Origin of the sequence: Streptococcus sp. 3.1, assembly GCF_016648915.1 — a bacterium.
In the GTDB taxonomy this organism is placed as follows: domain Bacteria; phylum Bacillota; class Bacilli; order Lactobacillales; family Streptococcaceae; genus Streptococcus; species Streptococcus salivarius_E.
This window is the reverse complement of the sequence record NZ_JACLQV010000005.1, coordinates 121,492-135,377: the sequence shown is the minus strand read 5'-3', so window position 1 is coordinate 135,377 and position 13,886 is coordinate 121,492. Positions and strand designations below refer to the sequence as shown.

General features: G+C 41.1%; 11 protein-coding genes and 1 pseudogene. 5 read left to right on the top strand and 7 right to left on the bottom strand.

Annotated features, from left to right (window positions below; genetic code table 11):
• Positions 1 to 4 precede the first annotated feature (4 nt).
• Positions 5 to 544: a TetR/AcrR family transcriptional regulator gene (locus H7U02_RS04685; RefSeq protein ID WP_155222369.1), complete on the bottom strand. Its 540-nt coding sequence runs from the start codon at positions 542 to 544 to the stop codon at positions 5 to 7.
• Positions 545 to 676: 132 nt separating this feature from the next.
• On the opposite strand from H7U02_RS04685, the gene H7U02_RS04680 reads away from it, so the two are divergent.
• The 4 genes from H7U02_RS04680 (at position 677) to H7U02_RS04665 (ending at position 5,287) form a co-directional block, all read left to right on the top strand.
• The gene (locus H7U02_RS04680) at positions 677 to 1,579 is read left to right on the top strand and encodes a cation diffusion facilitator family transporter (RefSeq protein WP_155222368.1); all 903 of its coding nucleotides are present in this window, start codon (positions 677 to 679) and stop codon (positions 1,577 to 1,579) included.
• 112 nt (positions 1,580 to 1,691) lie between these two features.
• Positions 1,692 to 2,786 (top strand): ferrochelatase, encoded by a 1,095-nt coding sequence (gene hemH / locus H7U02_RS04675; protein WP_155212060.1) that lies wholly within the window; start codon positions 1,692 to 1,694, stop codon positions 2,784 to 2,786.
• 95 nt (positions 2,787 to 2,881) lie between these two features.
• On the top strand, positions 2,882 to 3,919 hold the full coding sequence (locus H7U02_RS04670) for a zinc-binding dehydrogenase (RefSeq protein ID WP_155164450.1): 1,038 nt from the start codon (positions 2,882 to 2,884) through the stop codon (positions 3,917 to 3,919).
• An 87-nt stretch (positions 3,920 to 4,006) separates the two neighbouring features.
• On the top strand, positions 4,007 to 5,287 hold the full coding sequence (locus H7U02_RS04665) for a DUF308 domain-containing protein (protein ID WP_183137201.1): 1,281 nt from the start codon (positions 4,007 to 4,009) through the stop codon (positions 5,285 to 5,287).
• Positions 5,288 to 5,881: 594 nt separating this feature from the next.
• Here the strand turns inward: H7U02_RS04665 and H7U02_RS04660 are convergent.
• From H7U02_RS04660 to H7U02_RS04650, 3 genes and pseudogenes are all read right to left on the bottom strand, one after another.
• The gene (locus H7U02_RS04660; RefSeq protein WP_048790278.1) at positions 5,882 to 6,517 is read right to left on the bottom strand and encodes an HAD-IA family hydrolase; all 636 of its coding nucleotides are present in this window, start codon (positions 6,515 to 6,517) and stop codon (positions 5,882 to 5,884) included.
• 72 nt (positions 6,518 to 6,589) lie between these two features.
• On the bottom strand, positions 6,590 to 6,781 hold the full coding sequence (locus H7U02_RS04655; protein WP_048790279.1) for a hypothetical protein: 192 nt from the start codon (positions 6,779 to 6,781) through the stop codon (positions 6,590 to 6,592).
• 1 nt (position 6,782) lies between these two features.
• Positions 6,783 to 7,712: pseudogene (locus H7U02_RS04650) on the bottom strand (DEAD/DEAH box helicase); the annotation flags it as partial.
• A 218-nt stretch (positions 7,713 to 7,930) separates the two neighbouring features.
• Here H7U02_RS04650 and H7U02_RS04645 point away from each other — a divergent pair.
• Positions 7,931 to 8,899 (top strand): ABC transporter substrate-binding protein, encoded by a 969-nt coding sequence (locus H7U02_RS04645; RefSeq protein WP_048790280.1) that lies wholly within the window; start codon positions 7,931 to 7,933, stop codon positions 8,897 to 8,899.
• Positions 8,900 to 8,944: 45 nt separating this feature from the next.
• Here H7U02_RS04645 and H7U02_RS04640 read toward each other — a convergent pair whose 3' ends face one another.
• From H7U02_RS04640 to H7U02_RS04630, 3 genes are all read right to left on the bottom strand, one after another.
• Positions 8,945 to 10,285, bottom strand: a complete 1,341-nt coding sequence (locus H7U02_RS04640) for an MATE family efflux transporter (RefSeq protein ID WP_048790281.1) — start codon at positions 10,283 to 10,285, stop codon at positions 8,945 to 8,947.
• A gap of 50 nt (positions 10,286 to 10,335) precedes the next feature.
• Complete coding sequence (locus H7U02_RS04635; protein ID WP_048790282.1) at positions 10,336 to 11,880, bottom strand: membrane protein; 1,545 nt, start codon at positions 11,878 to 11,880, stop codon at positions 10,336 to 10,338.
• 174 nt (positions 11,881 to 12,054) lie between these two features.
• Positions 12,055 to 13,713: an NFACT family protein gene (locus H7U02_RS04630; RefSeq protein WP_048790283.1), complete on the bottom strand. Its 1,659-nt coding sequence runs from the start codon at positions 13,711 to 13,713 to the stop codon at positions 12,055 to 12,057.
• Positions 13,714 to 13,886 lie beyond the last annotated feature (173 nt).

The window sequence follows — 13,886 nt, the reverse complement described above, 5'->3', positions numbered from 1 at the left end:
CTTTCTAGTTGGAACCCACTTTTAAAATCTCCAAATAAAACTGGATCACTTCTTGTTCGCTATAATTTTTACCTTTCTTCAACCACCAGCTGAGAGTTTCGATGAAATGGCTGACGACCAGGTGTTTGAGGTAGGAGTGAGGGAGAGTTGGATGGGCCTTAATCAGTTCGTCAGCTACCATTGGATAGACGTCATGCTCTAGTTCTTTTCGTAGTTGCCGGATGAAATAATCATTTTTAGAGAGCAAGAGACTGGTCACATGGTCTTGATTTTTCTTGAAATGCTGAAAGATATGGGCCAGATAGTCTTGTGGTGAGAGGTGTTCAGCACGCTCAAAGAGATGGTGAAAGAGCTTTTGACAGAGTTCATCCAGTAGTAACTCCTTACTCTCGTAATGGCTGTAAAAGGTCGATCGCCCCACATCAGCAAGGTCTATGATTTCCTGAACCGTGATGGCCTCGTAGTCTTTTTGATTGAGTAGTTGTAAAAAAGCATTATAGATGGCTTTTCGAGTCTTAGTAATACGACGATCCTGAGCAGTCATATGGACACTTAGAACAAACTGTTCAGTAACGTACACCCTAAACGGTTTGCCCCTATCCTTTCTGTTGTGAATGTTAGATAATGATAATGAACATGATGTTCATGAATCTATTATAACAAAGGAAATAGGATTATGAAGACAAAACATGCGGTCTGGCTAGTTTTTTTCTTGAATTTAGGCTATGCCATTGTTGAGTTTATTGCAGGAGGGATTTTTGGATCCAGCGCTGTCCTTGCGGATTCGGTCCATGACTTGGGGGATGCGATCGCTATTGGGATCTCCGCCTTTCTGGAGAGTATTTCCAATCGTGAAGAAGACAGCAACTATACCTTGGGCTACAAGCGCTTTAGTCTTTTAGGGGCCATGGTAACAGCTGTGATTCTCATGACAGGATCTGTTCTTGTGATTTTGGAAAATATATCCAAGCTTTTCCATCCACAACCTGTCAATGATGAGGGGATTCTCTGGCTTGGAATTATTGCCGTCAGTATTAATGTATTGGCAAGTCTCGTCATTCGCAAAGGGCAAACCAAGAATGAATCTATTCTCAGCCTGCATTTTCTAGAAGATACCTTGGGTTGGTTGGCTGTCATCCTAATGGCCATTGTTCTTCGATTTACCGACTGGTATATCCTGGATCCTCTCTTATCCCTTGCTATTTCCTTCTTTATTCTGTCAAAAGCCATTCCACGTTTTTGGAGCACGCTCAGAATTTTTCTAGACGCTGTGCCAGAAGGAGTGGATATCCAGCAGGTTAAGAGTAATTTGGAGAAGTTGGACTATGTGGCTAGTATCAATCAGCTTAATCTTTGGACCATGGATGGTCTGGAAAAAAACGCCATTGTCCATGTTTGTCTGGAGCATGTCAACCACATGGAGGTATGTAAAGAAGCGATTCGCACCTTGCTTAAAGATTGTGGCTTTCAAAACGTCACCATTGAGGTAGATGAAGACCTAGCCACCCACCGAGCCCATAAACGTAATATTGAGGAGTTGGAAGTGGGTCAAAATCAAGGAAATGGTCATCATCATTAAGAAACGTTATTTAAACTCTTAGAGTTTGTCTCTAGGAGTTTTTTTGATACTAAGTTAACTAAAGTAAGCCTTTTCATGATAAAATAGAACTAACGTGGAACAAGGAGTAATTATGAGTAAAAGAGCTGTATTGATGATGACTTTTGGGTCCCCAGAAGAGATTACCTATGAAGGAGTAGCAGAATTTTTCACAAATATACGACGTGGAGTTCGTCCCGAACCACATGAAATTCAGACCTTATATGACCATTACCTACGAATCGGTGGAACGCCGCTCCAAAGGATAACAAAAAAAGAAGTTGACTTGGTTGCTTCCGCTCTTGGAGAACAAGTGTCGGTTTACTTTGCAAATAAATTTTCCCGACCTTTCATCATTGATGCGATTAAAGAGATGGAGAATGACGGAATTGAAGAGTGTTTGTGCTTGATTTTAGAGCCTCATTATTCTTACTATTCTGTCATGGGATATGAGAAATTTTTAGAAAGTGAGCAGATTAGGTTCCAAATTATCAAGGATTGGTACCAAGAACCTTCACTTCTTCACTATTGGGCTGATGAGATTCGAAATATTTTAGATCAAATTGAAGATGACAGCTATAAGGTGATTTTTTCAGCTCATAGTGTCCCAGTTTTGGCACTTGATTTTGGCGATCCTTATATCGATCAGATTTATGACAATACTCGCTTGATTGTGGAAATTTTAGGCCTTGAAGAAGACCAGTATACCAATACATGGCAGAGTGAAAGTGATATTGGTATTCCTTGGATTAAGCCTGATGTCTTAGAATACCTTCGTGATGAGAAGGAACACCCTGACCACTATATATTTGTCCCGATAGGTTTTATTAGTGAGCATATTGAGGTTCTTTTTGATAATGATGTGGAGTGTAAGGAGCTTTGTCATGAGCTTGGTGTGGCCTATCACCGTCCTCCTATGCCAAATAGCGATTCTCGTTTGATTAAAGCCCTTCTTTCAACCATTCAGTCTCATATAGACGGTGACTATCGTTACTATCAACCTCTACTAGAGACTTTTGATGAGTTGGAAGCCCCTTCAAACACAGGACAGATTTTAGAAGAGGAAGAAGATATTCAGATGCCTGATTTCGTCAAAAAATTGATTGCTAAAAAAGGTCGAGAGAATGTCAAGATGCCATATCTAGTTAAGAAAATGCTTGAAAAGAAGTATGGGAAAAAATATGATTAAGTAACTAAATATGACCGTAATAGGGAGTGTTTGATGTGAGCGATTTCTTGTTAAAAAGTGTATACTATCAGAAACGAAAGAATAGAGGTTATTAAATGAAATCAACAGTTTATACCAAAGCTGGGCAGGTTGGTCTGGCAGAAATTGATCGCCCACAAATCGAGGCAGCAGATGATGCCATTATCCGCATTGTCCGTACTTGCGTTTGTGGATCGGACCTTTGGAGTTACCGCAATCCGGAAATGGAAGAAGGACACAGAAATAGCGGTCATGAGGCTATCGGAATTGTTGAAGAAGTTGGTGATGATGTTACTACGGTGAAAGCTGGTGACTTTGTCATTGCCCCTTTCACACACGGTTGTGGACAGTGTGATGCCTGTCGTGCTGGTTTTGACGGCTCTTGTGACAACCACCCAGGTAATAACTGGTCTGGTGGCGTTCAGGCTGAGTATATTCGATTCCACTTTGCCAATTGGGCACTTGTCAAAATTCCTGGGCAACCTTCAGATTATAGTGAAGGCATGCTCAAGTCACTTTTGACGCTAGCAGATGTTATGCCGACGGGTTACCATGCGGCGCGTGTAGCTAATGTGCAAAAAGGTGATAAGGTGGTCGTTATTGGAGATGGGGCTGTTGGTCAATGTGCTGTCATCGCAGCTAAGATGCGGGGTGCTTCACAAATTGTCCTTATGAGTCGTCACGAAGACCGCCAACAAATGGCTTTGGAGTCAGGTGCTACAGCAGTTGTTGCTGAACGTGGCGAAAAAGGCATTGCCAAGGTTCGTGAAATCCTTGGTGGTGGAGCAGATGCAGCTCTCGAATGTGTCGGTACTGAAGCAGCGGTGGACCAAGCTCTTGGAGTCCTTCACAATGGTGGTCGCATGGGATTTGTTGGTGTTCCACACTATGAAAACCGTGCCATTGGATCAACCTTTGTACAAAATACAACGATTGGTGGGGGACCAGCCTCGGTCACAACCTATGATAAACAAGTTTTGTTAAAAGCAGTGCTTGACGGAGATATCAATCCAGGCCGAGTTTTTACGACAAGTTATAAATTGGAAGATATTAATCAGGCCTATAAAGATATGGATGAACGCAAGTCTATTAAATCTATGATTGTGATTGACTAATGAGAAAAATTCTAGTAGATGATTTCTGCTGTTATACTTGATAAAATAGTATTTGTCTAAGGCCTTTGATCTATGAAGGAGGGTGCCATGGTGAAAAAATTATCTGTTGAAGAAGTTGCAAGAAGGCGGACCTTATTGTTTGGGTTTCTTGCTGTCATTTTTGGAATTCTCATTTTTCGAAACGGTGTTGGCTTCACCAAGTTTTCCTTGGATCTATTAGCTGTTTATTTTTTAGTCGATGGACTAGGAAGCTTTCTTCTGCGCTTTATGTTGCGTCGCAAGTCTATTTCCTATAGCCACTCTATTTGGTTTATTTTTCTTTCACTTGCGTTGATCTGGTTGAATCGACTGAGTAGTCTGCCCGTAAACTTAGTTGTGATTTGTTTAGGGGCATATCAGTTGGGGAGTGCCATTGTCTATGGGATCACATTTTGGCTTTATAAGGCCAATCGGGTAAAAGGAGGCTGGTTCTATTTATGGGATGCGCTTTTAAACGGTGGGATTGGTCTAGCAACTGTCTTGGAACCTGGTTCAGATGGGCACTTCCAATTTATCCTCTTGGGGGCTTATCTGGTCTTGTTGGGGATTTCTAATATTCGAGATGGTATTTTATTTGACAAAGACCAACAAGGCCAAGAGTTAAAACGTCGCTTTCGTATTAGCCTACCGGTTATCTTTGCAGCCTTTATCCCTGCTAAGGAGTTAAAACGGTTTAACCAGTTTCTTCAAAAAGGGAGCTCGGCGGGACACACAGGCCCTTATCGATTGGTGAAAAAAGAAGAAGAGGCAAGGGAATTAGAAATTTTGGTTCATACTTCTGACAGCAACTTATTTGGAGCGATTGGGCATGTAGATATTTGTTATCAGGGGAAGGTCATTTCTTACGGAAGTTACGATCCCTTTTCAGAGCGTCTATTTGGGACGATTGGGGATGGCGTACTGTTTAAAGTGGATAAGGAACCATACATCGAACTATGTAAAAAAGAGAGTCAAAAGACGCTGTTTGGCTACAGCCTATCCCTTACCGAAGAAGAGAATCAGGCAGTAGAGAAGCGTCTAGCTGAAATTGATCAGTTGTTAGAACCTTGGGATCCACCTAGTAGGTTACTGGAAGACGGTCAGCCGACCTACGCTTACAAATTGAAATATGATTTAGGGGCTGAGCTATATAAATTTACTTCTTCGCGTTTTAAATCTTACTTTGTTCTGTCTACGAATTGCTGCCTGTTAGCAGATTCCATTGTGGGACAGGCGGGAACGGCTGTATTAGATGTGCGTGGAGTGATTGCACCAGGGACCTATCAGGATTACTTAGAATACGAATTTGAAGCTCCAAACGGGCGGGTCCATACACGAACAGTATATTAAGAAAAGAAAGACAGATTCTAAATTTTGAGAAATCTGCCTTTTCTGCACAAGATTTCTTGTAAAAAAAAAGAAAATCTTTTAAAATCTCTCAATACCTTGATACAATTGTGATTGAGTATGGTGCATAATGACTGTTACTCTATACATTAAAAAACAATAGCCACCTTTCGAACACAAAATCAGACTTGTTGAGTTCAAATTTTCCAAAATATTCTCATTGTACTGTAGAATGTTTTACACAAAAATCGTACATCACCATAAAATTACGCTTTCATTTTACCACCTTTGTCTTATCCTTTATATGTAATGAGGTAGTCATACATTGTATGTTGGTGATTTTTTATCTCTTGAATATACAATATAAGTGCAATAAAAAACTCATAGCGTTTCATTGGTGTAAACTGTAAGTAACCACACAAACAGAATCCGAGGAAAAACTATGAGCTACTTCTATCTTAACATAACCGACCGATTAGGGATTTAGTTTGATAAGCGATGGTGAGGGAATTAAAAAACTCAACAGGAGATTGTCCCTGTTGACCAGCGACAAAAAGAGCATGCTTGTATGGTCATGCTCTTTTCATGTATTAGTTATTATTTCAAAATATCCCAGAGTTCTTGGACAGTATCAGCTACAAAATCAGGATTTTCTGCCAAGAGGGTTTCGTTTGTCCCAAATCCCCAGGTAACAGCCAAGGTCTTGACACCAACCGTTTTTCCGCCAATCATGTCATACTTGGTGTCGCCAACAATGACAGACTGGTCCTTATTCGCATTATTTTCAGCAATAGCACGCTGCAAGACGTCAGCCTTGTGGAAAGCAGCAGGTGTGGCCCCATAGATGCCGTCAAAAAACTCAGTGATGCCAAGGTACTCGCACATTTCCAGAGCGGTAGGCTCATTTTTGGAAGTCGTGATATAGATTTTCTTATTTGGATCTTGACTCAGCTTTTCGAGGACATCTTTTATACCGTCGTAGAGGCGAGCTTCAAACTGTCCTTTAGTGCCGTAGTAATCACGATATAGTTGAACAGCTTGTTCAGCACCTTCCTCGCTAATTTCTTCTTTAAAGGTAACTTCGAGAGGAGGGCCCATGAAGCTTTGAATTTTTTGGTCGCTAGGAACAGGTAGGCCCAGTCTTTCAAAGGTTTGGACAAAACCATTGTGGATGCCCTCGGAACTATCTACAAGAGTACCATCAAGGTCGAAGAAAATGTGTGTAAATGTCATATGATTCTCCAATACAATGTTGTTTGTTTATTATATCATGATAGAATGTCATAGTAAGTTTTGAGCTAATCGTCATTCCAAGCTGGACATGACTTTTTTACGTGTAATCGTACGTTCTTGCTTATTTCCAAGTGCCTTGATACGAGCTTCAAGAAGAATAGGACGTCCTTGTGCACTTCGAATATAAATCAGATCATACTTACCAACGCTCTTTTGAATACGTTCAAGAAAGGCGGTTGCATCATCCTTTCGTCTTTCAAACATACTTGGCACCAAGTAGCTCTTGAAAATATTGAGGGAGAGGCAGACCCTTAAAACGTAAGAAAATCAGTAGAGCAGAAAGGTATTTGGGATTGGTTAATAAGTCGTCGTCAGTAATCTGACTTGTCAGTGCCAAGCTAGATTGAATGGTCCTAGAGGAGTTTTCATCCGCCGAGAGTCTATTTAAACAGTCGTGTTTCTGCTTTTCAAACTGATCTAGGTGTTTCTGTTCTTCCCTAGTTGGAAAGGCAAAATAAACGTAGTCTTGATGAGGGCAGAGTGTTCCTTCCTTAACCAGTTCAGGGACTGTGATTTCTTCGTCAATAACACCGCACATGCTGATGTAACGCTCCCAAAGGGCTGGCTCCCCTTCGTAGGGAGGTGTCGCAGTCAAGGAGACCACTTTGAGATTTGGAAATGACTTACGAAAGATCTCTAAACTCTTCCACCACTCATTACGTAAGTGGTGACACTCATCTAAACAGAGTGTTCCTAAAGCCAACTCCTTAAAGGTCTTTATAAGGTCAAAGCCTTGAAAATCATAATGTTCTTGGTCAGCAGTATCGTCCGTATCTTCAGATAGGGCATCTCCCTCAAGTTGATTCATAGCACTATGCAGTGCTTGGTAGGTTGCAACGGTAATGATCTTGGGTTGCTTCAAGTCCTGAGATATTAGTTGGTTAGATTGACTAACATCATTTAAAAATGCCTGTTTAATACTATCAACCCATTGCTGCCTGATGGTGACGGTCGGAACAAGAATTAAGCTAGGATTTCAAAAACGTCTTATAAATTCAATTCCCAAAGTCGTCTTCCCTGATCCAGGTGCAGCTACTAAGTGGATTTTGCCATCAGACATGTAAGTATCACTCTTGGCAAGAATGCGCTTTTGATACTGTCGCCATTGTCCCTTAAATGAAAGCTCATGTAACATAATTTCCCTCCAGTGTTACTTATTATTATAACATAGATTCAGGACCTAACTTGCCCTTGTTAATACTAGTAAATCCCTAAATTGTTTACTGTTAACTTCTGTAGTGGAGCTAAATCAAAAATAGCCTTCTAAATCAAGATATTAGCCATTGACATTAAAGAAATTTTAAGATAACGTTAAAGGTAACTGATAGTCCTGATTACATTTAAGGAGTTTAAATGAAAAAAACAAATCTTCTCTATTTAGTAGCTATTCTAGCTATTATTTCAGGTCTTTTTTTATACTACTTGCCGAGTATGAACCTTGTCCAAAGTGCTCATGATAGTAAGAGCAGTCATACTTTTAAGGCTAAGACTATTGTTCATGATTTTGGAACAACTGAGTTGAAAAAAGCGCCAAAGCGTATTGTTATCCTTGACAACCTATACGGTGAAATCCTAGAACCACTTGACCTCACACCTGTAGGTGCCACAACAGAGCAGGAAGGGAGTCAAGAGTTTTCCACTCTCTTTAAGAAACACTACAAGGATGCAGATGTGGTCTCTGTCGGCTGGCAAAAGACTCCTGACCTGGAAAAAATCAAAGAGCTCAAGCCAGATCTTATCCTTATGACAGTAGAGCAAGAAGACCTTTACGAGGATTTGTCTGAGATTGCCCCAACCGTTGGTTATCGCATAAACACAGATGAAAATTGGGATTACCATGAAACCTCGCTCAAGGTTGCCGAAATATTTGACAAGCGTGATGAAATGAAAGATGCTCTTGATAGAATGGACGCCAAGGAAGCTGTTTTTGCCGAAAATGTTAAGGCTAAGTTTGGTGACCAAAAACTCATGTATCTGCGCGTGACGGACAATGACATTCGTTATTATGCTTATGGACATTTTGGTTATCTCTATGACACTTACAAGTTCAATCGTGCTCAAACCTTTAATCCAGAGGATATGTACCAAGTTATTGATATCGATAAGCTTAAAGATCTTAATCCGGACCTCTTGATTGTTCAAGCAGATTCTCAAGAACTCCTAGATAACAAACTTAAAAATAGCCCTGTCTGGACTAGCCTTAAGGCTGTTCAAAATAACAAGGTCATCTATGCTGATTACTCAACCTACATGCTGGGCTTTGGGATTGTCTCCCAAGAAGCTATTATGAAACAGATTTCTGATGAATGGGGATTAAACTAAACTAAAAACGACCATGACGGTCGTTTTTCTATGTTCAAAAAAAGTTTAACTGACAAACAAGCGTTTAACATGCTTTCTCAAGGCAAAATAGAGCTGAATAGTCATGGGAATCCAAATCAAGGGCTCGCATAGGATAACGCCAAGGTAACCCATAGAAGGAATGACCAAAAGAACAAAGAGAATTTTTCCAAAAAGCTCAATGAAACTAGAGGTTAAAGGTGTCAGTTTCTTACCTAGACCCTGCAGGCTATTTCTAAAGATGAAGAGCATTCCTAAAATAGGATAAAAGAGAGAACTGATACGGAGGTAACGACTGGCATTATCAATAATCACAGCATTATCTGAACCAGAGATAAGACCAGCCAAGAAGGGGCTTGCTACATAGAGGAGGGCACAAGCAATGACAGACCAAGTTATAGAAACAAGACAAGATTGCTTTAACCCAGCTACTATGCGTTTAAACTGTTTGGCCCCGAAGTTCTGAGAGGTGAAGGTCGTCACCCCAGCAGCAAGTGAAGTCAAAGGGAGAACAGCAAAGGACATAATCCGTCTTGCCGCCACTTGAGCACTAATGATGAGAGGACCAAAGCCGTTAATGGCATACTGTAAGGTCACGGTACCGATAGAAACAATGGAATTCATGAGTCCCATGGCCATTCCTTGTCCAAAAAGGTCCAAATAAAGACTTGAATCAAGAACAAAGTCTGACTTGCTTGGTAGAAGGAAGGTCACTTTTTTCTTAATATAGTAAAGACAGAGAATTGCCGAAAGTCCTTGAGAAATAATCGTTGCCAAGCCTGCTGATTGAACACCAAGATGGAGTTGTGTAATAAAGAAAAGGTCTAAAATGATATTGACCAGAGCTGAAAAAATCAGAAAATAGAGGGCTGTCAGACTATCACCAACTGCTCTGAGGAGACCAGCACACAGATTATAACCCAAAGTAACCCCAACACAGGAGACAACCATAGAAATATACTGGTAAGATTGCCCGATGATAGAAGCAGGAGTTCCTAAAAATCGTAGCAAAGGATAGAGCCCGAAATGTCCTAGAATCATAACCAAGGCGCTTAAGCCCAGGCCTATGACAACTGTGGCCGCCACAGACTGACGAAGTTTCCTATAGTCTTGAGCACCGTAGTAACGTGCGATAACAACGCCCATACCATTTCCAACACCTAATGCAAATCCGATAACCAAGTCAAAAATAGCAGAAGAAGCTCCTACAGCAGCCAAGGCATCTGGCCCTAGAAAGCGTCCCACAATCATGACATCGGCTGTATTGTAGAGTTGCTGGAAAATATTGGATATCAGAATTGGTAGAGCAAAGATTAAAAGAGACCGCAAAATAGGGCCTCGTAAAAGATCAACCGATGAATTTTTCATAGAACTATTATAACAAGATTGTAATTGTGAAACAATGACAAAAAGCCATCCTAGGATGACTTTCGCCTATTTTTTAGATAGCGACTAAGTATTTGTGTCATATGGTTGTAGCCCGCCGCAATCATTGGAATCTGTAAGTAAATATAAGGTAAAGTGTACTGGCTCTTAGTCTCTGATATGAGGTGGAAGAGGATACCTCCAAAGAGATAGAGGAAGGCATAGAGGCCTAGGATTGCTCCGTCTCCCATTCGTTTATAAGTGAAAGCGTAGTAGAACACACCACCAAGATATAGGACTAGGAGATAGCCTTGCATATAGGTTACAAAAAAGAGATGCAGGGTCCCATCGTGATAGATAGAAGTCGCAAACCTATTCCACAAGGGCTGAAACTTGTCTTTACTTGGGCCATTCCAGATGGACTGGAAGCTTCCCTCTGTCCAAGAACTGATAAACTTTGTACTGAAGAACCAACTGGCTTCATCAGGATGTGCTAGGAGATATTGAACACGCTTATCAAAAAGGTGATTGGCACTTTTTTCAATCTTTTCGATATTGCCCTTTTTCTTGGCGTATATGTCACGGACATAGCCGGTATACCATCCTGGCATGCGTTTAGAATCGGGTTTGTCCTGTAAGCCCATGGCCAGCCAAGCAATCTGAGGTGTTCCAGGAATTTTTTGATGGGTGGTAATCTCATAGTAACTGGTCGTCGCCTTATGCAAGCTCATAGGAAATGCAAAGAAAGCCAAAACCAAAAGCAAATAGCGGTAACGTTTCTCTCTCAGAGTCAATAGTATCAAAATACCAGATAGAGCAATAATGAGAATGATGTTGTTGCTCCTTACCCAGTAGGCTAAAGATAGCATGGCCACCGAAATAATCGCATTCCTAGCCTTACCACGTCTTAAGTAACGTAGAAAGAAGAGAATGGCAAAACTAGAAAAGAACAACCCATACATAAGTCCATAGGCAAACATAATGTTAAATACTAGAGGCAAGAAACCAAAGCTCATGATGACAGCCAAACGACTAACTAAAGGCCTCGTAAACAGTTCATCCGTGATTTTCCATGTAGAATAGTTCATACCAATGACCATGCCAAGATTCAATACATAGAAAACAGAGATAACTGGTAAAGGAATCAGATAGAGAACCAAGCGTTCAAAACTGAGCAACCCCAACTGATGCGGATAGCGGTAGAAGTAGGCTCCTGGTTTTATTAAGGAGAAGTCGCCAGCATTGAACTGGACCGCCCCTTTAAAGACAGTACCTGCATCGTCTCGACCAGCAAAACTGGTCAGAAAAATCAAAAGTAGGCCAAAACTCACAAAGCAAACGGAAAAAAAGATGAAAATCTGCTTTGTTGTCAGTTCCTTTAAGATTTTAGGCCAGAGAAGGGTCAAAAGCAGAATGGCCCCACCTGAAACATAAACATACCAAGGAACGCTACTAATCTCTGCCCATTCAAAGTATCCCGTCATCATGGTCGTGCGAATGAACAAAGCAGTCACAAATAATAGCCCAAAGACTAAAAGGCCAACATAGCGCCCTAACCATTCTAAAACAGAACTCGTATATGACATAAGAGCCTTCATGCTGAAAGTCTCCTTTAATATAGGTAATTACCCTTATAGTTTAGCACAGTCGTCGGAAAAATGTAATGAAAACAAGAAGAAAATCTCATTCATCAACGAAAGAAATTGCTCTAATGAAGACATAGAAAACCTCTCTCGTTTCTAAAACAAGAGAGGTTGATTTTGTAAAGCAGACTATTTCATCCGCATACTATCAATTTTTTCTTCAGTCGGTGTGACACGTAAGGTCTTCTGTCCCGTATAAGTTACAAATCCAGGCTTACCGGCTGTTGGTTTGTTGAGTTTCTTAACATCAATCATATCGACTTGAACCAAGTTTGACAGACGTGCCTTAGAGTAGTAGGCTGCCAATTCAGCCGCATCTGTTTTGACTTCATCAGTTGGGTTAAGATTGTCCTTGATAACCACGTGACTACCTGGGATATCCTTGGCGTGGAACCAGAGCTCCCCCTTTTTAGCCATCTTGAAGGTCAACTCCTCATTTTGCAGGTTGTTACGACCAACCATGATAATGGTCTTACCATCAGAAGCCAGATACTGTTCAGGTTTCTTACGTTTGTGGCGCTTGTCAGTTGAACGACGCTTCATAAAGCCAGCCTGAACAAGCTCCTCACGAATATCTTCGATTTCATCCATGTTGGCTTGAGAAAGACTAAACTCCACACTCTCCAAATAATCAATAGTCTGCTTGGTTTCCTCAATCAAACCAGTCAAGTGCTTAACAGCTTCCTTGAGTTTCTGGTATTTCTTGAAGTAACGCTGAGCATTTTGGTTAGGTGTTAGAGCTACATTTAGTGGAATGGTAATCTTTTCACCAGTGTAGTAGTTGTCTAGCTCGACACTGTCCTTGTCGTTTGGCACCATGCTGAGGTAGGTGGTCAAAAGTTCACCTTTTTGACGGAACTCCTCGGCATTTTCAGTCTCCGCAAGCTCTTTTTCCTGTTTGACAAGTTTCTTCTTGTTTTTTTCCAGCTCATTTTGCACTCGGTGGATCAAATCACTCGCTTGTTGAGCCACACGGTCACGCGCCGCCTTGTCCAAGTAGTAGTAGTCCAAAAGGGCTGACAAGGTTTCAAACTCCGGTTGGTCCTGACTATCAGAGAATCTTACAGCTGAAAATGCCTTAGCCGTTAAGTTTGGCTCTACTTCACGATTGAAGAAGGCACGGAAATTCTTGAGCTTATCAGTCTCAAGTAAGGTTGATAATTCATTGGCCGTGTCACGCCCCAAACCTTGGAAAAGTTTTTGAAGGTTTCTAGCTGATAAATCCTCCGTCTGCAAGATTTCAAAGAGCTTTTCGTCTGGAATATCGAAAGGATTCGTGGCATCCGTCTTTGGTGGGGCAATATAGGTTGACCCCGGTAGAATCGTACGATAGCTATTTTGTGAAAAACCAACATGCTTGATAGATTCGATGATTTTGCTCTCGTTTTTGTCAATCAGGATAATGTTGGAGTGTTTCCCCATGATTTCCATAACTAGAGTAACCTTGACGCTGTCACCGATTTCGTTTTTATTAGAGACGGAAATCTCAAGGACACGGTCGTTTTCCAGTTGCTGGATATCCTCGATAACCGCTCCCTGAAGGTATTTCCGCATAATCATGGTATAGGTATTTGGATTCTGCGGATTTGGCAAGTCAGCCTTGGTCGTCTGAATACGCCCAAAGACAGGATGAGCCGAAAGCAGAAGCTTGTAATTCTGACGATTGTTACGAATGGTCAGGACCAACTCACGCTCAAAGGGCTGATTAACCTTCTGGATACGCCCGTAAAGCACTTGCTCACGCAACTCAGTCGTCATATGATGAAGAAAAAAGCCGTCAAAAGACATGATGTACTTCCTTTCTTGTTATTGATAATAATTGTTTTATTTTAAAAATAAAATTTTCTGTGAGACTTTCCTTAGGTGTTGGCGGACGTCAGCGAACTTTTACAAAGTTCCATGACTAATTTTTGAGCCTACCTAACGTCTCAAAAATTCCGAGCGCCTGAAACCTTCTAGTT

Coding starts and splice junctions, on each gene's coding strand:
- H7U02_RS04665 (WP_183137201.1), top strand. CDS start 4,007: ATGGTGAAAAAATTATCTGTTGAAGAAGTTGCAAGAAGGCGGACCTTA.
- H7U02_RS04630 (WP_048790283.1), bottom strand. CDS start 13,713: ATGTCTTTTGACGGCTTTTTTCTTCATCATATGACGACTGAGTTGCGT.
- hemH (WP_155212060.1), top strand. CDS start 1,692: ATGAGTAAAAGAGCTGTATTGATGATGACTTTTGGGTCCCCAGAAGAG.
- H7U02_RS04680 (WP_155222368.1), top strand. CDS start 677: ATGAAGACAAAACATGCGGTCTGGCTAGTTTTTTTCTTGAATTTAGGC.
- H7U02_RS04685 (WP_155222369.1), bottom strand. CDS start 544: ATGACTGCTCAGGATCGTCGTATTACTAAGACTCGAAAAGCCATCTAT.
- H7U02_RS04645 (WP_048790280.1), top strand. CDS start 7,931: ATGAAAAAAACAAATCTTCTCTATTTAGTAGCTATTCTAGCTATTATT.
- H7U02_RS04655 (WP_048790279.1), bottom strand. CDS start 6,781: ATGTTTGAAAGACGAAAGGATGATGCAACCGCCTTTCTTGAACGTATT.
- H7U02_RS04635 (WP_048790282.1), bottom strand. CDS start 11,880: ATGAAGGCTCTTATGTCATATACGAGTTCTGTTTTAGAATGGTTAGGG.
- H7U02_RS04660 (WP_048790278.1), bottom strand. CDS start 6,517: ATGACATTTACACACATTTTCTTCGACCTTGATGGTACTCTTGTAGAT.
- H7U02_RS04640 (WP_048790281.1), bottom strand. CDS start 10,285: ATGAAAAATTCATCGGTTGATCTTTTACGAGGCCCTATTTTGCGGTCT.
- H7U02_RS04670 (WP_155164450.1), top strand. CDS start 2,882: ATGAAATCAACAGTTTATACCAAAGCTGGGCAGGTTGGTCTGGCAGAA.